21 protein-coding genes and 1 other RNA gene are annotated in these 23,794 nt (G+C 61.0%); 2 read left to right on the top strand and 20 right to left on the bottom strand.

What is annotated here, in order from left to right; translation table 11 throughout:
• Positions 1-88 precede the first annotated feature (88 nt).
• The 10 genes from BM364_RS04980 to katG form a co-directional block, all read right to left on the bottom strand.
• Positions 89-1,369 (bottom strand): saccharopine dehydrogenase family protein, encoded by a 1,281-nt coding sequence (locus BM364_RS04980; protein WP_092421680.1) that lies wholly within the window; start codon positions 1,367-1,369, stop codon positions 89-91.
• 45 nt (positions 1,370-1,414) lie between these two features.
• On the bottom strand, positions 1,415-2,515 hold the full coding sequence (gene nspC / locus BM364_RS04975) for a carboxynorspermidine decarboxylase (protein WP_092421677.1): 1,101 nt from the start codon (positions 2,513-2,515) through the stop codon (positions 1,415-1,417).
• A 212-nt stretch (positions 2,516-2,727) separates the two neighbouring features.
• Positions 2,728-2,865: a hypothetical protein gene (locus BM364_RS18380; RefSeq protein ID WP_175528467.1), complete on the bottom strand. Its 138-nt coding sequence runs from the start codon at positions 2,863-2,865 to the stop codon at positions 2,728-2,730.
• 148 nt (positions 2,866-3,013) lie between these two features.
• Positions 3,014-3,396, bottom strand: an RNA gene (gene rnpB / locus BM364_RS04970) — RNase P RNA component class A.
• A gap of 45 nt (positions 3,397-3,441) precedes the next feature.
• Positions 3,442-4,278, bottom strand: coding sequence for a J domain-containing protein (locus BM364_RS04965; RefSeq protein ID WP_244542771.1), 837 nt, complete (start codon positions 4,276-4,278; stop codon positions 3,442-3,444).
• Between the two features lie 23 nt (positions 4,279-4,301).
• Positions 4,302-5,180: a hypothetical protein gene (locus BM364_RS04960; protein ID WP_092421671.1), complete on the bottom strand. Its 879-nt coding sequence runs from the start codon at positions 5,178-5,180 to the stop codon at positions 4,302-4,304.
• A 120-nt stretch (positions 5,181-5,300) separates the two neighbouring features.
• Positions 5,301-6,197, bottom strand: coding sequence for a methylenetetrahydrofolate reductase [NAD(P)H] (metF, locus tag BM364_RS04955; protein ID WP_092421668.1), 897 nt, complete (start codon positions 6,195-6,197; stop codon positions 5,301-5,303).
• Complete coding sequence (locus BM364_RS04950; protein ID WP_244542770.1) at positions 6,190-7,152, bottom strand: ArsR/SmtB family transcription factor; 963 nt, start codon at positions 7,150-7,152, stop codon at positions 6,190-6,192. Before BM364_RS04950 ends, metF begins: the two co-directional genes overlap by 8 nt.
• 129 nt (positions 7,153-7,281) lie before the next feature.
• Entirely contained in the window at positions 7,282-8,418 is a 1,137-nt protein-coding gene (locus tag BM364_RS04945; RefSeq protein WP_092421662.1) for a DUF2336 domain-containing protein, read from the bottom strand.
• Positions 8,419-8,582: 164 nt separating this feature from the next.
• A complete protein-coding gene (gene katG / locus BM364_RS04940; protein WP_092421659.1) occupies positions 8,583-10,799 on the bottom strand; it encodes a catalase/peroxidase HPI in 2,217 nt (738 codons plus the stop codon).
• 93 nt (positions 10,800-10,892) lie between these two features.
• Here katG and BM364_RS04935 point away from each other — a divergent pair, with 93 nt between their 5' ends.
• A complete protein-coding gene (locus tag BM364_RS04935; RefSeq protein WP_092421656.1) occupies positions 10,893-11,801 on the top strand; it encodes a hydrogen peroxide-inducible genes activator in 909 nt (302 codons plus the stop codon).
• Positions 11,802-11,921: 120 nt separating this feature from the next.
• The gene (locus BM364_RS04930; protein WP_092421653.1) at positions 11,922-12,371 is read left to right on the top strand and encodes a host attachment protein; all 450 of its coding nucleotides are present in this window, start codon (positions 11,922-11,924) and stop codon (positions 12,369-12,371) included.
• A 122-nt stretch (positions 12,372-12,493) separates the two neighbouring features.
• On the opposite strand, the gene BM364_RS04925 is transcribed toward BM364_RS04930, so the two are convergent.
• The 10 genes from BM364_RS04925 to BM364_RS04880 form a co-directional block, all read right to left on the bottom strand.
• The gene (locus BM364_RS04925) at positions 12,494-13,327 is read right to left on the bottom strand and encodes an alpha/beta fold hydrolase (RefSeq protein ID WP_092421650.1); all 834 of its coding nucleotides are present in this window, start codon (positions 13,325-13,327) and stop codon (positions 12,494-12,496) included.
• Positions 13,321-13,653, bottom strand: a complete 333-nt coding sequence (locus BM364_RS04920; RefSeq protein ID WP_092421647.1) for a hypothetical protein — start codon at positions 13,651-13,653, stop codon at positions 13,321-13,323. Before BM364_RS04920 ends, BM364_RS04925 begins: the two co-directional genes overlap by 7 nt.
• Positions 13,650-13,988, bottom strand: a complete 339-nt coding sequence (locus BM364_RS04915; RefSeq protein WP_092421644.1) for a hypothetical protein — start codon at positions 13,986-13,988, stop codon at positions 13,650-13,652. The genes BM364_RS04920 and BM364_RS04915 overlap by 4 nt, the downstream gene beginning before the upstream one ends.
• Positions 13,989-14,128: 140 nt before the next feature.
• A complete protein-coding gene (locus BM364_RS04910) occupies positions 14,129-14,506 on the bottom strand; it encodes a response regulator (protein ID WP_092421642.1) in 378 nt (125 codons plus the stop codon).
• A complete protein-coding gene (locus BM364_RS04905; RefSeq protein ID WP_175528466.1) occupies positions 14,499-15,941 on the bottom strand; it encodes a PAS domain-containing protein in 1,443 nt (480 codons plus the stop codon). The genes BM364_RS04910 and BM364_RS04905 overlap by 8 nt, the downstream gene beginning before the upstream one ends.
• Positions 15,942-16,042: 101 nt before the next feature.
• The gene (locus BM364_RS04900) at positions 16,043-16,621 is read right to left on the bottom strand and encodes a DUF6969 family protein (RefSeq protein WP_092421637.1); all 579 of its coding nucleotides are present in this window, start codon (positions 16,619-16,621) and stop codon (positions 16,043-16,045) included.
• Positions 16,622-17,045: 424 nt separating this feature from the next.
• Positions 17,046-18,260, bottom strand: coding sequence for a YeeE/YedE family protein (locus BM364_RS04895; RefSeq protein WP_092421635.1), 1,215 nt, complete (start codon positions 18,258-18,260; stop codon positions 17,046-17,048).
• Between the two features lie 168 nt (positions 18,261-18,428).
• On the bottom strand, positions 18,429-19,334 hold the full coding sequence (locus BM364_RS04890; protein WP_092421632.1) for a sulfurtransferase: 906 nt from the start codon (positions 19,332-19,334) through the stop codon (positions 18,429-18,431).
• 344 nt (positions 19,335-19,678) lie between these two features.
• Complete coding sequence (gene ettA, locus BM364_RS04885; protein WP_092421629.1) at positions 19,679-21,334, bottom strand: energy-dependent translational throttle protein EttA; 1,656 nt, start codon at positions 21,332-21,334, stop codon at positions 19,679-19,681.
• 125 nt (positions 21,335-21,459) lie between these two features.
• Positions 21,460-23,631 (bottom strand): FdhF/YdeP family oxidoreductase, encoded by a 2,172-nt coding sequence (locus BM364_RS04880; protein ID WP_244542769.1) that lies wholly within the window; start codon positions 23,629-23,631, stop codon positions 21,460-21,462.
• Between the last annotated feature and the right edge of the window lie 163 nt (positions 23,632-23,794).

Raw genomic sequence — 23,794 nt, 5'->3', positions numbered from 1 at the left:
CTGATGCACAAACACAACCGCCCCCGGATGGATCCGAGGGCGGTAGAAACCGTCAGGCTATCGCTTAAGCACCATAACGCTGCCTGAGTTACGAAACTCCGAGACGGGCCTGCTTCTGTGCCGGTAGCTTCTCATCGGCGAAGCTGCGGTCGCCAGCAGCATCGCGCAGACGCGTTGGCAGGCCCATGCCTTCGAGCAGGCTCAGGAACGGCACAGGCGGCAGTTCCTCGATATTGGCCATGCGGTGGCAATCCCATTCACCGCGGGCGATGAGCATGGCCGCCGCGACAGCCGGCACACCGGCCGTATAGGAAATCGCCTGGCTTCCAGTCTCGGCAAACGTCTCTGCGTGATCGCAGATATTGTAGACCAGCATCTCGGTCTCGACGCCCTGGCGCGTGCCCTTCATCAGATTGCCGATAAAGGTCTTGCCTTGGTAATCCGGTGCCAGCGATGCCGGATCGGGCAACACAGCCTTGACCACCTTGAGCGGTACGATTTCCTGCCCTTCGGCGGTCAGCACAGGCTGCTCGGAGAGAAGGCCCAGATTCTTCAGCACCGTGAAGACGTTGATGTAGTGCTCGCCAAAGCCCATCCAGAACCGGATATCAGGCACACCCAGGTTGGCGGAGAGCGAGTGCACTTCGTCATGCCCGGTCAGATAAGTCTTATGGGTTCCCACGACGGGCAGATCGTCGCTACGAGACACTTCGAACATGGCATTGGCCGTCCACTGGCTATTCTGCCAGCTCCAGACCGTTCCGGTGAACTCGCGAAAATTGATCTCCGGGTCGAAATTGGTCGCAAAATAGCGGCCATGGCTACCCGCATTCACATCGATGATGTCGATGGAATCGATCCGGTCGAAATAGTGCTCAGCGGCCAGTGCTGCATAGGCGTTGACAACGCCAGGATCAAAGCCTGCGCCCAGAACTGCCGTAATGCCTTTGCGCTCGCACTCGTCGCGGTGCTTCCACTCATAGTTGCCGTACCACGGCGGCGTCTCGCACACCTTGGAAGGATCTTCGTGAATGGCAGTGTCGATATAGGCGGCGCCGGTCTCGATGCAGGCGCGCAGCACCGACATATTGAGGAAGGCCGATCCGGCATTGAGGACGATCTGGCTTTTGGTGCGCCGGATCAGGTCCTTGGTCGCTTCGATGTCGAAAGCGTCGAGCTGATGTGCAGCGATCAGCCCGGGTCGCTTGAGCGCCTGGCGCGCAAGCACGTTCACGATGATTGAGTCGCACTTTTCAAGGGTGCGGGAGGCGATGTTGATGTCACCGAGGACATCGTTGTGCATGGCTGCCTTAACGGCAGCAACCTGCGCCACACCTCCGGCACCGATAATCAGAATGTTCTTTTTCAATTGGCACGAAACACCTTTTTGCGGGTGGACGATATCAGCCTGCCCTCAGGACAAGCTGGCGACGTAATCGGCATAGCCGAACTCGCGCACGAGATCGACTGCTCCGTTTCTCCGGCGTATGGCGATCGCTGGCATGGCGACGCCGTTGAACCAGTTCTTTTTGACCATGGTATAGCCGGCTGCATTGAGCAAAGAGATGCGGCTACCGATGGTGAGCGGCTCGGGAAAAGAGAATTCCCCGAACACATCACCGGCAAGACACGACTTGCCGGCAATGACATAGCTGTGCGTTCCGGCGTCGGGCGCTACCGCAGCGCTCTGCCGATAAATCAGCAAATCAAGCATATGGGCCTCGACGGCGCTGTCGACAATGGCGATCGCCTTGCCGTTATCCACGACGTCGAGCACACTGACTTCAAGCGTTGTCGTGTCGGTCACCAGCGTGTCGCCGGGCTCGAGATACACTTGTACGCCAAAGCGTTCGGCGAAAGCGCGCAACCGGGCGGCAAGCGCAGCGATCGGATATCCGGGCTTGGTGAAGTGAATGCCACCACCAAGGCTCACCCAATCAAGTCGCTCAAGCAGATGCCCGAGCTTGGCTTCGAACTGATCCAGCAGCGCGGCAAACGCCTCGAGGGAGTCATTCTCGCAATTGCAATGGAGCATGAACCCGGAGACGCGATCGATCACCGCTTCGATCCGTTCGATATCCCACTCGCCCAGGCGGCTATAGGGCCGTGCAGGATCAGCCAGATCGAAATGCGAGTGGCTGACACCGGGATTGACCCGCAAGCCCACGGGAATATGCGCGGCTTTGGCGCCATACCGCTCGAACTGGCTGATCGAATTGAAGATGATCTTGTCTGCATTGGCGATGGCTTCGTCGATCTCGCCATCGGACCACGCCACCGAATAGGCGTGCGTCTCTCCGCCGAACTTCTCACGGCCCAGCTTGACCTCGTTGAGCGAGGAAGATGTCGTGCCATCAAGATGCGGAGCGATCTGCTCGAATGTCGACCACGTGGCAAAGCACTTGAGCGCCAGCAGACACTTCGCTCCCGAGGCCGCCCGCAATCGATCCACGAGCGCCAGATTCCGGTCCAGCGCCGTCTCGTCGATCAGGTAGAATGGGGTCGGCAAAGGCATGCTGGCGGACGCTCCGGAAGTGCCGGTTGCGGCCGGCAAAAAATGAAGGCCCCGGTCTACCCAGATGCAAGGGGGACTGCAAGGGAAAGCCGCGTGAATCCCGCCCAAGTCGCTGTCATATCAGCCATGTGGCGGCACACGAGCGGCAAAACAGAGCCCCCGGACACGGTCCGGGGGCGACTATGGTCAAATCTGGAACGACGAGACCGAGATCAGTCGGAGTAGCTGACCAGCGATTCCGAAGTGCACAGATTCACGTCCTTGAAGGCGCAGGTTTCAGCTGCGAAGGAGGGAGCGGCTGCACCAGCAACCATTACCGAGGCGAGAACGAGAGCGAGGATCTTCTTCATTTGCAGTGTCTCCGTGTGTTGTTGACAGACACACACTAGCCGTGCGGCCATTGCCGCAACATTGCGGATATCAGAAATTATGCAGAGAAATCATGGCCTTATGGTAATGCGCCGGCAATCTAAGTGACGCCAACGTTGCATGGAGATCGACGCCAGTTGACCTATAAGCCGGGTTCTGTAAGGCCGCGCGAGCGCGACGTGGTGACCATTCATCTGTGGCGCCTGTTGCCAGGACGCTCATGCAACCAACCCGGATGACTGGCCTCAAAACTGGCTGGGGCGAGCCCCGCGTCATCCCTATTTGGTCTTGCTCCCGGTGGGGTTTACCGTGCGGTCTCTGTCGCCAGACACCCGGTGCGCTCTTACCGCACCCTTTCACCCTTACCCCGGCAAGCCGAGGCGGTTTGCTTTCTGTGGCACTTTCCCTGGGGTCGCCCCCGGCGGCCGTTAGCCGTCACCGTGTTTCGAAGGAGCCCGGACTTTCCTCTCGCAGCAGGTTACCCCACTGCCAGCGGCCACCCGGTCAACTGGCGCGCCGATGTAGGGGTGCGCCCTGCCCCGCGTCAAGCGCGAAGATCAGGCAAGCAACGGTTGCGGACGTGGCTTGGTAATCGCCTGATAGGCGAGGTTGATGGCGGCCATGCGCGCCGTTGCCACCTCGATCAGTTCTTCCGGAACGCCCTTGGCGATCAATCGATCCGGGTGATGCTCGGCAACGAGGAGACGATAAACCCGGCGAACCTCCTCGGGGGGCGCATCGTGCGAGAGCCCCAGAACCTTATAGGGATCAACGCCATCGTCGAGCAGCACATGCTGGGACGCAATCTGTTCGAATCGAGCCTCGTCGAAACCGAAGATGGTGCTGACGGTGCGCAGATAATCGAGCTCTGCCTCGTGCACGAGGCCATCGGCCGTTGCGATGAAGAACAGGCTATCGAGCACATGTTCGAGCGTTTCAGGCGCATCAGCAAAGAAACGGGCAACCTTGCGGGCGTAGGATTCGTACCCTGCGACATCCTGCTTGGCGAGATTGAACAGGCGCTCGACCTGCGATTCCTGACCTTCGGCAATCTCCACCGTCGCGTTGAATGCCCGCACCTCCGAAGCCGTCACGGCTCCATCCGAAACCGCCATCTTCGCCGACAGGGCTATGAGAGCCAGGGTAAATGCAGCATCCTTGCCGCCGGGCAGCCAGGTATCGGGATCAAGCGCATTGGCGATATGGCCGGCAAGGCCGGTGCGTCGGGAAAACGAGCCGAGGAAGGCCGACAACTTGTGCCAGACATCGCGATTTTCTTCAGCCTTGCGTACGCAGCACAGCATGGAACAGCCCTCTTGCCGTAGTCCGGCCGCGAAGCGACCGGCGCGCAGACTATCGGGACGCGCAGCCCGGGTCCATGCCCTGATCGGCATGGGAGCTACCCATGCCATCGGCGTCAGTACGGCAGATAATAAACGCGATCATCAGACGGATACTGCCCGAACTGACCCTCGTTCTGCGGTCCTTCGTCCAGCCAGAAACCGTTATTGCCGCCATAAGCCGGCTCATTCTGTTGCACCTGATAAGTCGCGCTGCTGCGCGAATTGCGCTGGGCAAGGAAATCCGAAAGCGGTCCCGATTCCCAATCGCGCAGGTCTTCAGCCGTGACGAAATTGGGCTCTGCAGCAGTTGGAACAGGCGCGGGCGGCGGCGTGCTCGGCCTGTCGATCACCAACGGCACATCGCCGCCGGCATTTGCATTGGCAAGCGGAACGGTAACAGGACGCGGACGCATCGACAAAGGCATGGGCACAGGGGCCACCTGAGCCGGCGGCAAAGCAGCAACCTGCTCGGCAGGTTTTTCAATCTGCGGCGCGGCCGCTGGCTGCTGGGTGACCGCCTGCTGCTGCGGCGGGTGTGTGGCAGGCAGGTTGCTCGTTGCTGCCGGTGTTGCAGGCTTGGGAGTCATGGCGGCCTGCTCGGTGGCCCCACTGCCCGAGATATAGCTCGGCAACGGCTTGCCCGATTGCAGGAACGTGTCCACGGCATTGCCGGCATCGGCTGCAACGGCAGCCGGTTTGCTTTCCACAGCAGTAGGCTGCGGGGCAGTCGCGATTTCCGGCTCGGCGGCTATGGTGGGCCGGGGAGCCGGCGGCGGCGCCTCTGCTACCGCAGGCGCAGGCGTCTCGGTTTCAACTTTGGCATCGACAACCGCGACACTGGGCTGGGCAGCGCCGGAAATCGCACCAATAGCGAAATCGGCCGCGGGAATGCCAATGACAAGCAGCGCTCCGGCCCAGGCCAGACCATTGCTCAAACGGCGATCCATCTTCATGTCTTTGTTTGGCTCCGCATTGCGTCGCAAATGATCCGCCCTTCAAGGCGAACTTGGTGGCCATTTTATGAACCACCTGTTCACATGTCTGCGCGCATTCGCCTGAACGCAGGCTGAACGTCAGTTGGGGCGACGGCCCAGCAGCCGCGCAAGCGCCAGAACCAGGTTCGATCGGTTGAGCGTATAGAAGTGAAACTCGGTCACGCCCTCGTCCAGAAGTTCGGTCACCTGTTCGGCGGCTACGGCTGCGGCCACAAGGGCATGGGTTTCCGGGTCTTCTCCGAGCCCCTCGAAGCGGTCGGCGAGCCAGTCTGGGATCGATGCGCCGCAGCGCTCCGCAAACCCGGCAATTTGCTTGAAGCTATGGATCGGCTGAATACCCGGCACGATAGGCGCAGTGATCCCGGCACGGCGAGCTCGCTCGAGAAAGCGCAGGTAGTCCGCATTGCGGAAGAACATCTGCGTGATGGCGCGATTGGCACCGGCATCGAGCTTGCGCTTGAGATTGTCGATATCGGCGTCCCAGTCGGCGCTCTGCGGGTGCTTTTCGGGATAGGCGGCAACCGAGATGTCGAAATCGCCAAGTCTGCGAATGCCGGCCACAAGATCGGCCGCATTTTGGTACCCTTGAGGATGAGGCACGAAAGGCTTGCCAACCCCCTCTGGCGGATCGCCGCGCAGGGCAACGATGCTTTTGACGCCTGCTTCGGCAAAGCCGCGCACGACCTCGTCGACCTCGTCGCGTGACGCCCCGACGCAGGTCAGGTGCGCAGCCGCAGGCACACCGGCATCGGAGGTGATATGCCGCACCATGCGCAATGTCCGCTCACGGGTCGAACCACCGGCGCCGTAGGTTACCGAAACGAAACGCGGCTTGAGCGGCGCAAGCTTATGGATCGACTCCCAAAACCTTTCCTCCATCGCATCGGTTTTGGGCGGAAAGAACTCAAAGGAAATTTGCAGGTCCGGGCGTTCATCGGCCGTCTTGCGGCTGGCGCGGTGGTCGTCGTCAATCATGAGTCTTGTCCGTATTGCGGGGCTCGCCGAGATGCCAGAGGCATACTGTCAGCCCGCCCTCCCTTGTCTTGCTGGGAAAATCTTTGACCGACAGTACCTCTAGCCCTGTCGCTTCGGCCCAGCCATTCATCTGTTCGCGCGAAAGACCGAGGCGGCGATGGGCATGCTCGGTGCGCAGAAATTCAAGATCGTGCGGAGCAAAATCGACGATCAGAATCTCTCCCCCGGCTTTGAGAAGCCGCCGCGCCTGCGCCAGCATGCGGCCGGGATCGTCAAAATAGTGCAGCACCTGATGGATCACGACCATGTCGGCGGGGCCGATGGTGATATCGAGATCGGCAATGTCGCCCAAGCGCACCTGCGCCTGGCTCAGCCCCGCAGCCGACAGGCGCGAACGAGCTACAGACAGCATCTCCCGACTTGAGTCGACCCCGATCGCCCGCTTATAGGCCGGCGCCAGCAATTCCAGCATGCGGCCAGTGCCTGTGCCGAGATCCACAAGCAGATCGATCGATCGGCCGGAGATGCCTTCCAGCAGGGCAGCCTCGACCGCTTCTTCGGGAACATGCAAGGTCTTGAGCAGATCCCAGCTCTCGGCAACCTGGGCGAAGTAGGCGGCGGCCTGCGCCTGCTGCGCCGCAAAGGCGGCTGCTTGCCGCGCGCGATCGCGCCGCCGTCCCGGCTCGTCATTATCGATGCGTTCGACGAGCCATCGCGCCAGTTCCGCGCCGTGTCCACTCGGCGCAAGACCGTAATAAGCCCATGCCCCTTCAGCGTGACGTTGGACAAGGCCGGCATCGGCCAGCAGCTTGAGATGTCGCGAAACCCGTGGCTGGCTTTGGTCGAGGATTTCGGTTAGGTCCTTGACCGAATGATCGCCATCCGACAGCAAGGCCAGCAGCCGCAAGCGCGTGCTCTCGCCTGCCGCCTTCAAAATGCCAACCAATCCAGACACACCGTCACTCCTGAGATATAAAGATATCTTTATATCTGGAGCGATTAGTGGTCCAGTGTTTTTTCCGCGCTAGGCGAGAGCCAAGCATCTGAACTTGCCTCGTCCGCCAGTCGTCCGCGTCAGACTGAATTAGGCACTCATCGCCTGGCGTTCTTCCGCTGCAGCCGCGTTGCGCCGGCGGAAGGAGTGCGCGCGCCAAAGCTCGAAGATGTTGCGCGCCTCTTCTTCTTCAAGCGCCACAAAGCGGCTGACAATCATCTGCTGGTGTTCGGGCGTGGGCAGGTCGCGCCACGGCAAGGTCGGTGCGATGGCGCCAAAAAGTTCGGACGTAAAGCCTGCTGCGCGCAGGGCAACCGTTACGGCAGCATAGTCCTGGCTCGCGAGCCACTTCACGACGATTTCCGGCGTGACCCGAAGGGTTACGGCAATGGCAGCGGCAGCATGGTGGCCGTAGCCGAAACGGGCGAAGCGCGCGAGGGCACGATCATCGAGCTGCTTGCGATCGGCCAGCGCCCGCACCTGATTGTATGCGACCTTCCACTCCTGCGCGTTGAACCCGGCGCGATTGCGCATACGTTTGTAGACGACGGCATTGACCTTGCCGGCGGTGATAGGATCGAACCGTCCATCCACCTCGCCCAGGCTCTCGAGCACCTTGTCGGCCACCGAATCGATCTCGCCGCGGAGCGAGCGCCAGTCGATCTCGGCACGATTGCGCAGGTCCTCGGCGATCGCAGCATCCGTGCTGGCGCGCTCGACGAGCTTTTGCAGCGTCGAGCGCCCGATCTCTGCATTGGCATTGCGAACGAACTTGATGACAGAGCCGGTATCGCCGTGCTGGACAATAGCCTCCCCTACCCGCTCTGTGACGCTCGCGCGTCCCGCGATGGCGAGACGGTGCTCCTCGGACTTGTTCTCGATGATGTCGATCAGGTCGTCATCACTGAGCACATTGGAGAATTCAAGCAGCGGGCGGGCAACTTCGATCTCGTCATTGGCGAGCTTGACGACCACTGTTCCGGGCGCGCGTTGCAGCGGCGCAAGCAGCTTGGCGACATGCGCCCGCGCTTCCACTTCCACCAGTTCCGCAAGCAGGCACAGCGCCTCGTCATACTGCACCACCTGCTCGTCTTCGCACCGGTCGGAAACGAAGCTGAAGAGCTTGGCCATGTTGCGGAACAGCTGATCGCGTTCGGAGTGGCTGTCCTCGCCATTCAGCACGCGGAAACTGGCAAAGGCTCGGTGGCCGGATTCAAATTCGCTCATAACCTTCTCCGGTCGTGGGGCCGTAGTGAAGGTCAAAGTGCAGGGTAAGTCGCTTGGGAGAGCTAAAGGCTCTTTCCGGCAATTAACTCAAATTGCGAGACGCTTAATGAACAAAGGCCCCGGAACACTGTTCCAGGGCCTTTGATTTGCATGCAATGCGTCGCTTACTGCGTGCGTGCGTTTGCGTTCGGGTGCAGATCGAAACGGTCCGCGTTCATCACCTTGACCCAGGCAGCAACGAAGTCGCGCGTGAAGCGGGCGGCAGAATCCACCTGCCCATAGACCTCCGCATAGGCCCGCAACTGCGAGTGCGAGCCGAACACGAGATCAACCCGCGTGCCGGTCCACTTGACTTCACCGCTCTGGCGGTCGCGGCCCTCGTAGAGGCCGTCTTCCTCTGCCTTGGGGCTCCACACCGTGTCCATGGTGAGAAGGTTGAGGAAGAAGTCGTTGCTCAGCGTCTGGGGCCGGTGGGTGAAGAGACCGTTCTTGTTGACGCCGATGTCGAGCACACGCAGGCCGCCGAGCAGCACCGTCATCTCCGGCGCCGTCAGCCGCAGCAGTTGTGCGCGGTCGATCATCGCCTCTTCCTGCTTCATGAAGGCGCGATCGGTATAGTAGTTGCGGAACGCATCGGCGCGCGGCTGCAGGGCCTGGAAGGACAAGACATCCGTCTGTTCCATCGAGGCATCCATGCGGCCTGCTGTAAACGGCACGACGATGTCTTGTCCGTTCGCCTTGGCTGCCTTCTCGATCCCGACACCGCCTGCAAGAACGATCACGTCGGCAAGCGATACTTTCTTGCCACCCGACTGGTTCGCATTGAAATCGGAGACCACACCCTCGAGCTTGCCAAGCACCTTTGCAAGCTGATCGGGCTTGTTGACCTCCCAGTCTTTTTGCGGAGCGAGCCGAATGCGCGCGCCATTGGCGCCACCGCGCTTGTCCGAAGCGCGGAATGTCGAAGCCGAAGCCCAGGCGGTGCCAACCAGCTCGGAAACGGAAAGCCCGGTCTCCAGGATCTTGGCCTTGAGTGCAGCGATGTCGGCGTCATCGACCAGCGGGTGGTCGACAGCAGGAATGACATCCTGCCAGATCAGGTCTTCCGCCGGAACTTCCGAGCCGAGATAGCGGACCTTCGGGCCCATGTCACGATGGGTCAGCTTGAACCAGGCGCGGGCAAAGGCGTCGGCGAACTGATCCGGATTTTCGAGGAACCGGCGCGAGATCTTCTCGTAGATTGGGTCGAATCGCAGCGACAGGTCCGTGGTCAGCATGGTGGGGCGATGCTTCTTGTCCGGATCGAACGCGTCGGGGATAACCGCGTCACTCGTCTTGGCCACCCACTGCTTGGCTCCCGCGGGGCTCGCCGAGAGTTCCCAATCATACTTGAAGAGGTTCTCGAAGAAGTGGTTGCTCCACTGAACCGGGGTCTGCGTCCAGGTCACCTCTAGCCCGGACGTGATGGCATCCTTGCCAACGCCAGTGCCGAACTTGCTCTTCCAGCCAAGGCCCTGATCTTCAAGGTCGGCCCCTTCCGGCTCCGCTGCGATCAGCGACGGATCGCCCGCACCATGGGTCTTGCCGAAGGTGTGGCCGCCCGCGATCAGCGCAACGGTTTCCTCGTCGTTCATGGCCATGCGCGCAAAGGTCTCGCGAATATCGCGGGCTGCCTTGATCGGATCCGGATCGCCATTCGGACCTTCCGGGTTCACATAGATCAGACCCATCTGCACGGCACCGAGCGGCTCGGACAGCTGGCGTTCGCCCGAATAGCGCTCGTCACCCAGCCAGGTGCCTTCCGGGCCCCAGTAGAGTTCTTCCGGCTCCCAAACGTCGGCGCGACCGCCGGCAAAGCCGAAGGTTTTGAAGCCCATCGACTCGAGCGCGACATTGCCCGTCAGAATCATGAGGTCGGCCCAGGAAATGGCCTGACCGTACTTCTGCTTGATCGGCCAGATCAGGCGCCGCGCTTTGTCGAGGCTGGCATTGTCCGGCCAGGAGTTGAGCGGGGCGAAGCGCTGCTGACCCATGCCTGCACCGCCGCGACCATCGGTGATGCGATAGGTGCCGGCGCTATGCCAGGCCATGCGCACGAACAGGCCACCATAGTGGCCGAAGTCGGCCGGCCACCAGTCCTTGGAGTCGGTCATCACGGCGCGCAAGTCGGCCTTGATGGCTTCGAGATCGAGCTTCTTGAACTCTTCGGCATAATCGAAATCGGCGCCCATCGGGTCCGAAAGTGCGGAATTGGTGTGCAGCTTCTGCACGTCGAGGCTGTTCGGCCACCACTCGCGATTCGAGCGGCCGGGCTTGCCGTGATTGACCGGGCACTTGCCGGCGGGGGCTTCACCATGGGGGGTGGATTTGGTGTCTTCCATGAGAGGGCTCCTTTGCTGCTGAGCGCCTTATAAGGGCGTGACATCCATTAGGCCAATCGATTATTCTTTGCCTGTCGATAGGGTAAAATTATCGTGGCAATCACACTGAAGCAGATGCGCTATGTTCTGGCCGTCGCGCACACCGGACACTTCGGGCAGGCGGCGCATGAATGCGCCGTGTCTCAGCCAGCTTTGTCCCAGCAGATCCAGGCACTCGAGACGGCCTGCGGCAGTGCTCTCTTTGATCGGCTGAGGTCCGGTGTAAGGCTCACGCCCTTCGGCCGGGACTTTGTTGAACTTGCCCGCACCACGGTCAGCGCCGCTGATGCGCTTGATGATTTCGCCTTGCACAGATCCGGCTCACCGGATCGCCCGATCCGCTTTGGGCTCATTCCCACGGTCGCGCCTTACCTTTTACCCGAGATTTTCCCGAGGCTGACCCGGCAACTACCGGAGCTGCGGTACACTATCAGCGAGAATCGAACCGAGGATCTATTGTCCGCTCTGGCAGATGGCAGCCTTGATGTGGCGCTTATCGCATCGGATCCGCCCGCTGGAGGGCCGCGGCTCGCGGTCACGCCGCTCTTTGAAGATCCCTTCGTGCTCGCCACGCCGCGCAACGAGACGACAGCTGAGCCGGTCTCGCTCGCAGCTCTCGCACCGGAGCGAATTCTTCTTCTCGACGAAGGCCATTGTTTCCGCGATCAGACCATTTCGGCCTGCCGGCTCGAAGGCGACCGCGCGCCGCGCACCTTCGCGGCAACGTCGCTCTCGACCATTGTGGAATTCGTTGCCAATGGCCAGGGTGTGACGCTGCTGCCCCGGATCGCCCTGCGCAAGGAAGCAAGCGATCCGCGCATTTCCATTCACCGGCTTGATGACCCGGGAGCCGGCCGTCTTCTTACTCTTGTGTGGCGTGAGGCCAACCCGTTGAGCCCAGTGCTGGCCGAGATCGCAAAGGTCATTCGCGGCGGCAATACCATTCCAGACGAACAAATGTGATCGGCCGAGGCGGCAAAGACCGGCTGCCGATCAAACCTTTCCACGCATTGGACGTTTGGGGAGCAGGGTTCCGGTCAACCTGGCCGGGCACCAGCCCGAAACAACTTGCAGGAGCAGCAGATGAAAAAGACCGTCACCTGGATCTTGATCGCCGATGGCACGCAGGCCCGTGTGCTCGAACATAATGGGCCGGGAAAAGGGCTGGCCGCCGTGAAGGGTCTTGAATGGTCCATCGCCCCGCTCCAGAGCCAGGATATCGACACCGATCGTCCAGGGCGCAGCCATTCTTCCGTCGGCCCTGGCCGCTCCGCCATCACGCCCAAGACCGACCCGGCAGAACACCGCGAAGCCGAATTCGTGCGCTCGGTTGCCGCCGAGCTAGATCGGAAGGCCAAGGAAGGTGCGTTCGACCGCATCGTCATCGCAGCCGCACCTATCGCGCTGGGGCATTTCCGCAAGAACCTGTCCGATCATGTGAAGAAGGCCATCCTGGCCGAACTCGACAAGGACCTTACGAACCTTCCCACACAAAACATCGACAAGCACCTCGACGGCATCATCGCCGTCTAGGGGCAGGATCGAACCGAGCCTACGAGAAAGCCGGCGCTATCGCCGGCTTTCTTATTCATTATAGAGAGTTAGACGCAAGCGCGGACTCATTTCCGCAAGCGCTTGATTCAGTCCTCCAGGTCTTAGTCCGCGTCGTCGTCTTCATCCTCGAACGCTTCAAGATATTCCTCGAGCATGCGGTTGATGAGGTCGGGACGCTCGATGCTGGGGATATGCGCAACACCTTCGAGCACGGCCGCGAAGGAATTGGGCATCGTTTCCGAAAGGTGCTCGTGCCGGTCTATAATGGCGGAAAAATCCTCTTCACCCACGATCAACATGGTTGGCGCCGTTATCTGCTCAACGCGGCGCCAGGCACCAGGCCGTTCGATCTCCGCCGTCAGCGTCGGCTTCGCCAAAGCCTTGGCATTCATGTCCAGAAACAGCTCTCGTGCCGCCCCTGTTACGCGACCACTACGGCTACGTGGGCCATCGAGCCATTCGTGAGCCTGCACCTTGTTGAGAAGATCGAGATCGCCACGCTCCCAGGCATCCTCCTCGGCCATCTCGATCGCACTTTCCTCTTCTGTCGCACTCCAGGGAGCACCGGTAACCGAGGTGCCGATCAGTACAAGCCCAATCACGCGCCCGGGGTGCCGAAGCGCAAAGTCGATTGCCAGCCCGCCGCCCATGGAGCAGCCGACAAAGATGGCGGCATGGATATCGAACGAGGCCAGCACGGCCTCGAGATCGTCGAGATGACTGAACGCCACATCCTCGGACTTTGCCTCGCCATATCCCCGGCGATCATAGGCGATCGCGTGCCAGCCCATCTCGGCGGCAAGCTGCATCTGCTCGCGCCACATGCGATGGTCGCAAACACCTGCATGGAGGAAAACGACAGGCAGCCCCTCGCCCATCTCGACGCCGCTCAGCGTCCCGCCATCGACCGGGATGGAAAAGGCTTTTTCTACCACGCGCAGATTTCCGTATCGGTTTCGTCGCTTACCCAGCAGGCGCGATCCTTTTTGGAGCGGACATAGGTGCCCGGCAAAGCCACCGAGCGTCCGCCAGGGGTAAACGTCGCGCTGGCAAAACCCTCGCCCTCACCCTCGATCCAGAGCTCGAAGGTGGGCTTGTCCGGTGCAGAAATGCGGAAGCTGCCAGCGTCATCGAGGCGCTTGAAGCTGCACGCATATTCTCCATCATCGCTCGTGAAGCAGGTTGCATCCTTTGCTGTCGCGATCGAGCCCACGGTCAGAACTGTAGCCCCAACAAGGCTTGCCATCACATATCGCTTCATTCGAATACCAGCGCACAAAATGTGAGATCCCTATCCTTGGCCAGCCAGCAGCCTGGCTGATCGGCTTGCGCCTCGAACGATCCAATCTCCACCGGCGGGCGTCCCGGTGCTGCATCCGCTGCGATCAAGTAGCCCTGACCCTCGCTTTGGTCTGTCACGGCAAAAGCAAAGACCTGTCCGTTGGGCAGACCGAAAGCCAGTCCCCCGCCATCGAACTGGATGTCACACGCGAATGTATCGAACCCGGTAAAGCTGCACTGGCCAGGCGCGGCCCATGCTGGAATTGCGAGGGCAAGGCTGGCCAGCAGCATCGTCCCCGTCGTCAACCTCTTCATGCATTCCCCCAGAACGCCAAAAGCGCACGAGGCACAGGCCCCGGCGCTTCAACTTACGGCAGAAACCGCAGCAAAACCAAAGATTTTATTGCGCTTTGACGACAATGGTAAAGCGCGGCGCTCCTGAGGATCGGAAGCAGTCAGGGCTGGCTCGCAGCCTCGAGCAGCGGCGCCAGCGCACGTTCGACGTCACTGGGCGAATAGGGTTTAACGATCACCGCCTGGTCCTGCCATTCGACCGGCAGGCCCTCTCGGCCATAGCCTGTGGCAAACAACAGCGGAATGCCCTTTTCTGCCAGAATTTCTGCGACCGGAAACACTGTCGTGCCCCCGATATTCACATCGAGAATGGCCACATCGACATCATTTGCAGCCTGCGCCAGCGTCAGGGCCTGTTCGAGCCGCATCGCCTGAGACACGACCTCGCAGCCGAGCTCGGCCAGAATGTCTTCGAGATTGAATAGAACAAGCGTCTCGTCCTCGACTACGAAGACACGGCTTCCGGAGAATTTAGCCAAGGGTCAACTCCTGAGCGATGTAGCCGACAGGTGGGATGGAAAGCCGGGCAATCAAGCCGGCAGGATCGTAGCTGAGATCGAGGTGTCCCCCGAGTTCGCCCGACACGATCGTGTCGAGAAGGCGCGCACCGAAGCCACGCTTGTCGGGTGCTGTCACTGCCGGCCCGCCCCGCTCGCGCCATTCGAGCACGAGATTGTCCGCATCGTCCTCACGCCAGGCGACATCGAGACGCCCCTCTGGTTGGGACAAAGCCCCGTGACGCACCGCATTGCTGGCCAATTCATGCAAAAGCATGGCCAGGGCGATCGTCGCCTTGGAATTGACCATCAGCATCGGACCATTATAGCGGACCTGATTGGTATCGAAAGCATCGAGTTCCTGTCGCACGAGGCGCCCGATTTCGGTCGTGTGCCACCGCCGGTCGCTGAGCATGCCGTGAGCCTTGGAAAGCGCCGCGATCCGCGCCTGAAACGCATTGCGCGCGACAACGGGATCGCTGGTGCTGCGCAGGGTCTGGCTGGCAATGGATTGCACCGTCGCCATCGTGTTGTTGACCCGGTGATTGAGCTCATCGATCAAAAGGCGCTGCAATTGCGCCGCCTTGACCGCCTCAGTCCTATCGGTTCCCTGCACGAAAACGCCGGTGATTTCGCCGCTGGGATCACGGATCGGATGGTAGGAAAAATCAAGATACGTTTCTTCCGGCTCGCGTCCAGGCGTTCTTGCCAGCATCAGCCGGGCGCTTTCCGCCTGGTGCACATAGCCCTCGGAATAGACCCGGTCGAGCAGGTCGACAAAACCTTGTTCGACCACTTCGGGCAAGGCATCTGCAACTGTCCGTCCCAGGACGAGGCGCCCCCCGACAAGGCGTAAATAAGAGTCGGAAGCGAAGGTGAAGATATGGCGAGGGCCGGATAGGATAGCGAAAAAGCCGGGCGCCTGTTGGAACAGCCTGCGGAAGTCGGCGTTCGAAGCCTCTGCCTCCCTCGTACGCTCGATCAGGCGTGCTTCTGCAGAAAGCGTTGCGAACGGCACTGTGGAAGCAGCACGGATGCGGGCGAACTCACTCACATCGACAGTGTTTTGCATCACGAACTCGACCTCCCCCGCGTCGTTCAAAATGGGCACATGCACAGCGGTCCAATAGCGATATTCCAGGTCGCCATCAGCACGCGCTATGGGATAAGGCAGGTAAGCCAGAGTGTCCGGTTTGCCTGTTGCCACAACCGTTTCGAGCGAGTGCTTCAAGCGCCTGCCACTCTCGCCGGTATTGGGAAAAAGCTCGAAAATCTGCCGCCCGAGCAGAGTCTCGAGCGTTCGGCCTGTGGTTTCCACATAGGCCTTGTTGGCCGCCACATAAACTAGATTTGCATCGAGGATCATGAACGGGCTGGGGAGCACGTCGAATATGCGTGCATAGTCAAGCTCCGCCATGTGCAACTTGTCCCCCGGCCTGCCCGGCCTCATTCGGCCGACATACCCAAACGCAACATTTGCGTGACAGTTCCGCGGTGCACTGAAAATTTTTAGATGGCTCAGGCTCTCGCGGGAAAGACCATCTCTGAAGTGACTTCGATCGTCCGGTCGCCTCGCATGTCGCGGCCGAAGGATTGCAGCAGCCTATCGCGTTCGCGCACAAGCTCGGCAATCTCGCAGCCATAGGCGACAAAGATCGCAGTGAGCCAGCGATTGACGAGATATGAAGGAGTGGGCATCTGCATGTCGAAGGATCCGAGGAGCGGAACCGTCGCTTCCGCGCTGGCCCAGTCGTCGCCCACCACCCACTGATTGACGGTGAAGATCCGTGTCATTCGCCCGCTAGCGTCAACGCCGATGGCGGCGAGATGGTGGATTGGACCGCACGGCCCCTGCGGCCTCATGAAGCAATGGAAATGCCCATGCTCTTCGGCACCCTCTTCGGCTGGATGGCAGTGGTAGAACCACTGGCCATTGCTTGAGGGATCGAACACGTCTCCGGGCGGGTAATGCTCCCAAGCCGTGATGGCATCGACGCCGCGGAACGTGTCGCTGAGCACGGTCAATCCGCCCTTTTCCCAGATCGACTGGCAAAAGGCGATTTCAGCCAGCGCCTGTTCGCGCGCGCCATGGCTCATCAGGCGCCACCAACCACCAGGTCCGGCGCTTCCTCTCCGGCCGACTTGGTGAGCGGCGGCGGTGGAGGCGCTGCCTTTTCGCTCGGCGGTGAAGGCGGTGTCGCGGGCGGAGGGGGTGGTGCAATCTTCTCCGGCGCAGCCGACGGAGCCGCTGGCGGTGGTGGCGGCGCAGCCTTGGCCGGAGCCCCCGCAGCACAAGGTGCTACAGCGGGTGGAGGAGGCGGCGCGGCACGCGTCGGCGCGCCCGCAGCACAGGGAGCACCCGCAGCGCATGGTGCAGCCCCTGCCGCACAGGGTGAACCGCCCGCCGGAGCAGCCGTCTGCGCAGCCGGGCGCGGCGGCACTGGCTTGGTCACATGGTCGTAGGCAATCGCAGCCGTGGAAACAGCCAGCGCCGCGCCGAAAAGCAGAGTGTTGCGAGCGCTCATTTCTTTGCGAACCCATCAAGACCAAAGAACGGGCGGGCCCAGACGCCGGCGAGTGACCCCACAAAGGCTGCGGCAAACCATAGCCACCCATGCAGGCTGCCGGTGGCAATGCCCGAGAACAGCGCACCGATATTGCAGCCGAACGAGAGCCGCGCGCCATATCCCATCAGCAGTCCGCCCACGACCGCCGCAAGCAGCGACCCCAGCGGCAATTTCGCCTTGGGAGCAAACTTGCCCGCGATTGCCGCCGCAGCTGCAGCACCCAACACAAGGCCGAAATCCATCACTGAAACGCTGTCGGCCAGCACCGAGGAGTTCAGAGCCTGAGCCTGAGCTGGCCATGTCCAGAACTCCCAGCTGGCCACGGGAATGCCCACCGCATCGGCGAATTTGGCGCCCCAAAGTCCGAAGCCATAGGTGATGGACCAGGGATGGCCTGCCAGCAGCAGCGTCGCAATGTTGAGAAGCGCCAGCATCAGCCCTGCCCCGACGAGGGGCCAGGGACCATAAAGGATCCAGCTCCAACCCTGCCGGGCCGGCGCCGGTTCCGGCTCGATATTGCCATGGACGCGCTTCTCGATGACGGCGGTGATCAGCGCCACCAGAGCAAGTCCGGCCACCGTTGCAGCAATCGCGAAGCCGACGCCCAGTTCCGCTCCGAGGCTGATCGCCGGAAGAGCCGGCTGTTCGAGCCAAAACGGCAGATGCGCGGTGCCCACTACGGCGCCAACGATAAAGAACACCAGCGTTACCAGCATTCGAGCCGAGCCCCCTCCCACTGTGAAGAGGGTTCCCGAGCCGCAGCCACCGCCCAGTTGCATGCCCAAGCCGAAGATCGCAGCCCCCAGCAGAACCGAAATGCCGACCGGTGCCATGGCACCCACAATGCCCTGTCCGCCGATATTGCCAGCCGCAACGAGAGGAATCATGGCTAGTGCCGCAACCCCGATGGTCAGCATCTGCGCCCGCATGCCACGGCCGCGCTTTTCAACCACCATGCGCTTCCAACCGCCGGTAAACCCGAACGACCCGTGGTAGAGCGCCACGCCCAGTCCTCCGCCGATCAGAAACAGCGTGCCTTGGCGCAGGTCGACCTGCCAAGTGATAAAGGTGAAGCCAGCCAGCAGCATGGCGGCGGCAACAACGAGTGGCCAGCGGTCAACCGCGGCGGGCGGCAGAAACTTCGGCGCGGATGCGGAAATATCGCTCATGATTCCCAGAATTCTAAGGCGTCTAAAGACTTTGGATGCTGCACCCATCAGGCGCAACATCCACACTATCTATCGTGAGTGGCCGTCATCACCCAACGCGTTCGGGTGGTCTATCCCAATCGATGACTTTCCCGGACAAGCCGGGCAATTACAGCACTAGGCGGGCAATCACTGTATCGGACGCGCCGGATCGGCAGCCCATTCGGCCATGGAACCATCATACATGGCCGAATTTTCATTGCCGCCGACTTCGTGCAGCGCGAACCAGGCGATTGAAGCCCAATGGCCGGTATTGCAGAAGACGATGTTCTCTTCGTTTTCTGCAAGGCCCACGCCCTGTGCCAGCGCGGCAATGGTTTCAGGCAGGGCAAAGCTGGCATATTCCGCACTATAAAGGGTCGAGTGCGGGATGTTCACCGCACCGGGGATCGTCCCTTCGATGCGCACGACCGGGCTCTTGGACTGGCCAAGGAACTGCTCTTCGGGTCGTCCATCCACAAGCTTGACGCCATTGGCAAGCGCGGCTTCCACGTCAGCCGTGGTGGCGCGCAGCTCGGGGCGGACATTGGCCACGAACTCGGCTGCAATCGGAACTGCAGCTTCGGCAACGCGCTCTCCGCCCAGGGCATCATACTGGCGCCAACCGCCATCAAGGATCGAAACGGCGTCATGGCCAAGATATTTAAAGGTCCAGTAGACGCGGGTCGCGCCACCGAACTCTGAGGAGTCGGTGCCCCACGGCACGATCACCACATGATCGTCGGCATCGACGCCCAGGCTTCCGATCAGTTCGGCAATCTGCTCTGGCGCAGGGATCTGCCCCGGGACGCCATCCGTCTCGGTGCGCCAGCCGGCGCTGGCATAGGGAGCAACGGCCGCATGCGCGATGTAGGGCAACTCGCCAAGATCTGTGCCATCGATATTGTCGCGGATGTCGATGATGGCGATATTTTCATCGCCAGCATGCGCCTTGAGCCATTCAGCCGTGACAAGCGGCGTGACTTCCTGGGCAATGGCAAAAGCGGGAACAACGGCCACAAAAGCTGCGGCGGCGACGAACGATGCAAAACGCATGCGAGCCTCCAATAGGGAATTAGAGGCAATCTATAGAGACACGGTAGAGAAATCGAAGTCGCGTCGACCAATTTCGCATCGGAGCGTGGAAAAAACACCGCGGTGCGAACCGACCTCAGGGCAGTATTTTGCCGGAACTAGGTTTGCGTCCCAACGCAAAGGCCCCTCACCCTAGCCCTCTCCACAGAGGGGCGAGGGGATCGGATCGAGTTTGAGGCGCCATCTGACGAAAGCCACAGGTTTAGTCCTTCGCCCCTCTGGGGAGAGGGTTAGGGTGAGGGTATCCTGCGTAAAGCCCTCCGGCAATCACCCTACACTCGCCGGAAAACCGCAATCGAAACCGCTTATCGCGTCAGCGGCTTGTAAGTCGCGCGCTTGGGGTTGACCGCATCGGCACCCAGGCGACGCACCTTGTCCGCTTCATAGTCCTGGAAGTTGCCTTCGAACCATTCCACGTGGCTGTCGCCTTCAAAGGCCAGCATGTGCGTCGCCAGGCGGTCGAGGAACATGCGGTCGTGGCTGATGATCACGGCGCAACCGGCAAATTCCTCCAGCGCCTCTTCAAGAGCGGCAAGAGTTTCGGTGTCGAGGTCGTTTGTCGGTTCGTCGAGCAGCAGAACGTTCGATCCTGCCTTGAGCATCTTGGCTAGGTGAACGCGGTTGCGCTGGCCGCCGGAAAGATTGCCGACCTTTTGCTGCTGGTCCCCGCCCTTGAAGTTGAAGGTCGAGGTGTAAGCGCGCGAGTTCATCTCGCGCTTGCCGAGCATCAGAATGTCGTCACCGCCAGAAATTTCTTCCCAGACGGTCTTGTTGCCATCAAGCGCATCGCGGCTTTGGTCTACATAACCGAGGTGGACGTTTTCCGCGACCGTAATCTCGCCGGAGTCAGGTTTTTCCTGGCCGGTCAGCATCTTGAAGAGCGTGGTCTTGCCCGCCCCGTTGGGCCCGATGATGCCGACAATGCCTCCCGGTGGAAGCTTGAACGAGAGATTGTCGATCAGCAGGCGATCACCGAATGATTTTGAGATGCCTTCGACATTGATCACGTTCTGGCCCAGGCGCTCGCCCGGCGGAATGATTATCTGCGCCGTGTGCGACTGGGTGCGTTCTTCGTTGATCTTGACCAGTTCATCATAGGCCTTGATACGGGCCTTTGACTTGGACTGGCGGGCCTGCGGGGACATGCCCATCCAGGCCTTTTCGCGTTCCAGCACCTTTGCGCGGGCCGCGTCTTCGCTCTTTTCCTGGGCGAAGCGCTTAGCCTTGGCGTCGAGATAGGCCGAATAATTGCCTTCGTACGGCACGCCGCGACCCCGATCGAGCTCGAGAATCCAGCCCGTGACGTTGTCGAGGAAGTAGCGGTCGTGGGTAATGATCAGCACCGCGCCTTCGAATTCGCGCAGGTGCCGTTCGAGCCAGGCCGTGGTTTCGGCGTCGAGATGGTTGGTCGGTTCGTCGAGCAGCAACAGGTCGGGCTTGGAAAGGAGCAGCGCACAAAGTGCCACGCGGCGCTTTTCACCGCCCGAAAGATTGGTCACGTCCGCATCGGCCGGCGGGCAGCCGAGCGCTTCCATGGCAACTTCCACCTGGGATTCGAGATCCCACAGGTTCTGGCTGTCGATGATGTCCTGGAGCTTGGTCGCTTCGTCGGCTGTCTCGTCGGAATAGTTCATCATCAACTCGTTGTAGCGGTCGACGATGTCCTTCTTTTCCTTGACGCCCATCATCACGTTGCCGAGCACGTTCAACGCCGGATCGAGCTGCGGCTCCTGGGCGAGATAGCCCACCTTGGCGCCATCGGCTGCCCAGGCTTCACCTGAAAATTCAGTGTCGATGCCGGCCATGATCTTGAGCAAAGTCGACTTGCCTGAGCCGTTCGGGCCGAGAATGCCGATCTTGGCATCGGGGTAGAAGGAGAGATGGATGTTGTCCAACACCTTCTTGCCGCCGGCATAGGCCTTGCTCATTCCGTGCATGTGATAGATGAATTGGCGCGCCATGGGCCTCTGACCTCTTCGAACGAGTTCGGGAATTGGCGCCTATGTAGGGCATGCCCGCGCAAGGGGCAACGGGGGCAGGCAATGCAAAGCTGCCAACCGCCCCTCGACCGCACATCGCCATTTCACTAGGCCGCCATCACCTCGACCGGCACAGATTTGAAGGCCGGCGTCTTGCTGCGCGGATCGACCGCGGTCGGGATCAGCACATTGGCCTCGGGATAGTAGGCAAGCACCGATCCCTTGGGCAGGTCGAAGCCGACCGCCACGCCCTCCATTTCTCCCACCTCGGACCGCACACGCACGCGCTGCCCCTCGACAAGGCCGCGGTCGGCCATATCGAGGGCGCTCAAGAACACCGAATAGCGCCCCGCCTTGCCGCGATAGCTGTCCGTTTCCTCGTAGATGATCGAGTTGAATTGTCCCTCGCTGCGCACCGAGGCCAGCAAGAGCTTGCCCGGCTCCACGCGCGGAATCGGGGTGACCACGAAATGCGCCCTGCCGTCCAGCGTACCGAACTCGGGCACATGCAACACCCGGTTGCGGATGTGGAATTCGCGTTTGGCAACATCGATATCAGCCAGTTGCTCCATGCCCGGCACGATCGCGGCAATGGCATTCCGCAGCTTTGCGTGCCCGGAAAACGCCTCGAAGTCGATTGGCGATCCGGGCATCATGCGCTTGCCGAGTTGACCCAGGATCCAGCTCTCTGGCCGCACCGTCGCGATCCGCTCGATACCGCCATCCGACAAGCGCACATAGTTGAACATCGATTCCTGCGTTGTCGGCTCCCATTCCTCGTCCCGCGCAGTTACCGGCAGGATCAGCACCTCGCCGTCGCCAAGTCCATGCACGTGCCCTTGGTTCAGTGTGGTGGTGAGAAACAGCTTGAATCCGATCGCGCCCATGGCGCGGCTGGAAAACGCGGTGTCGGGCGTCGCCGCCCAGAGATTGCCACCCATGATCACGGCTGCATCGACTGAGCCTGCCTCCGCGCGTTTGAGGCAAGCCATGGTGTCGAGGCCCTTCTCCTCGGGGAAGCTGACGCCAAACACCTCTTGCATGCGTGAGAGCACATCATTGGCGAGCACCGGCTTCACGCCGATGGTGCCGATCCCCTGCACATTGGAATGTCCGCGCAGCGGTAGAAGCCCGGCAAAAGGCTTGCCGATCATGCCGCGCAGGAGCGCCAGATTGGCGATAGCTTCGACATTTGCCACGCCATGAACATGGTGGGTCATCCCCATGCCCCAAGCAAAGACCGCATTCTTCGCTCGCCCATAGGTCGCGGCCACGCGCCTGATTTCTGCCTGCGACAGGCCGCAAGCGTCGGTGATCTCGTCCCAACCAAGCGCCTCGATATCCCGTTGAAACCCTGCAAAATCCGCCCCGTGGGCAGCGATAAAGCCTCGGTCTTCCGTTCCTTCTTCGAGCACCGCCTTGGCCAAGCCCTTGAACAAGGCGATATCCGAACCGATCCGAGGCTGCAGATAGTCCGAGGCGATCTCGCTTCCGCCCTTGAGCATCGAGAGCGGAGATTTCGGCACCGCGAATTTCACCAGCCCCGGCTCTCGAGCCGGATTGATGACGATCACCTGCCCTCCCCGCTCGCGGCAATTTTTGAGCATGTGAATGAAGCGCGGATGATTGGACGAGGGGTTTGCGCCGATCACGAAGATCAGGTCAGCACCCGTCAGGTCCTCGAGCTCGACTGTCGCCGTGCCCTTGCCGATGGTCGTGGCTAGACCCTCGCTGGTCGCCTGGTGACAATAGTAGGAGCAGTTGTTGACATTGTTGGTGCCATAGGCGCGTGCCAGCAGCTGAAACAGAAACCCCGCCTCGTTCGATGACCGGCCGGAGGAATAAAAGAACGTGCGGTTCGGATCAGTCTCGGCCAGCCGATGAGCGGCATGGTCGAGTGCGGCGTCCCAATCGAGCGGTTCGAACTGCTCGGCGCCGGCCCGGCGGAAAAGCGGCGTGCCGAGCCGTCCAAGCTTTTCCATTTCACGCCCGGTGAGTTCGCGCAACTCGCTCAGCGTATGCTCGAAGATCGGCAGCGGAATCGGAGGCTGTATATCGGTCGATTGCGCCTGCACCGATTTGTTGCAGACCGAAGGAAACTCGTCGAGCTCATTGGTCATGCCGCCATGCTGCCCGCCCATGCCATAGGCACAGGCCTTGCAGGTATTCTTTGCCGTCAGCGCCTTTGCGGCCTTGCCCACGCCCATATTGCCGATGGTGGCGAGGGTATAAAGAACCTTTTTGGGGCCGCCGCCCACGATTGTGCTGGTATCGGCCACGCCGCGTCTCCTGATTTGGCGGCATTTTCGTTCCGATCGGGGCGAGAGACAAGCAAGCTTTTGCCGACGCCAGAGATAGGCGGGACTTGTGCGGTCGAGGGTGGAGAGTGCCCGAAGACCTCGTGGTGACACGAGGTCGGGGGGCTGGATAGTGCCACAACCG

Origin of the sequence: Devosia crocina (genome assembly GCF_900116545.1) — a bacterium.
Lineage (GTDB): Bacteria > Pseudomonadota > Alphaproteobacteria > Rhizobiales > Devosiaceae > Devosia > Devosia crocina.
The sequence above is the reverse complement of the archived record's forward strand: the minus strand, read 5'-3'. Positions and strand labels throughout refer to the sequence as shown.

Coding starts and splice junctions, on each gene's coding strand:
- BM364_RS04890 (WP_092421632.1), bottom strand. CDS start 19,334: ATGCGTTTTGCATCGTTCGTCGCCGCCGCAGCTTTTGTGGCCGTTGTT.
- BM364_RS04900 (WP_092421637.1), bottom strand. CDS start 16,621: ATGAGCCATGGCGCGCGCGAACAGGCGCTGGCTGAAATCGCCTTTTGC.
- BM364_RS18380 (WP_175528467.1), bottom strand. CDS start 2,865: ATGAAGAAGATCCTCGCTCTCGTTCTCGCCTCGGTAATGGTTGCTGGT.
- BM364_RS04895 (WP_092421635.1), bottom strand. CDS start 18,260: ATGAGCGATATTTCCGCATCCGCGCCGAAGTTTCTGCCGCCCGCCGCG.
- BM364_RS04915 (WP_092421644.1), bottom strand. CDS start 13,988: ATGAAGAGGTTGACGACGGGGACGATGCTGCTGGCCAGCCTTGCCCTC.
- BM364_RS04945 (WP_092421662.1), bottom strand. CDS start 8,418: ATGAGCGAATTTGAATCCGGCCACCGAGCCTTTGCCAGTTTCCGCGTG.
- BM364_RS04930 (WP_092421653.1), top strand. CDS start 11,922: ATGAAAAAGACCGTCACCTGGATCTTGATCGCCGATGGCACGCAGGCC.
- katG (WP_092421659.1), bottom strand. CDS start 10,799: ATGGAAGACACCAAATCCACCCCCCATGGTGAAGCCCCCGCCGGCAAG.
- BM364_RS04905 (WP_175528466.1), bottom strand. CDS start 15,941: ATGGCGGAGCTTGACTATGCACGCATATTCGACGTGCTCCCCAGCCCG.
- ettA (WP_092421629.1), bottom strand. CDS start 21,334: ATGGCGCGCCAATTCATCTATCACATGCACGGAATGAGCAAGGCCTAT.
- BM364_RS04965 (WP_244542771.1), bottom strand. CDS start 4,278: ATGCCGATCAGGGCATGGACCCGGGCTGCGCGTCCCGATAGTCTGCGC.
- BM364_RS04960 (WP_092421671.1), bottom strand. CDS start 5,180: ATGAAGATGGATCGCCGTTTGAGCAATGGTCTGGCCTGGGCCGGAGCG.
- BM364_RS04920 (WP_092421647.1), bottom strand. CDS start 13,653: ATGAAGCGATATGTGATGGCAAGCCTTGTTGGGGCTACAGTTCTGACC.
- metF (WP_092421668.1), bottom strand. CDS start 6,197: ATGATTGACGACGACCACCGCGCCAGCCGCAAGACGGCCGATGAACGC.
- nspC (WP_092421677.1), bottom strand. CDS start 2,515: ATGCCTTTGCCGACCCCATTCTACCTGATCGACGAGACGGCGCTGGAC.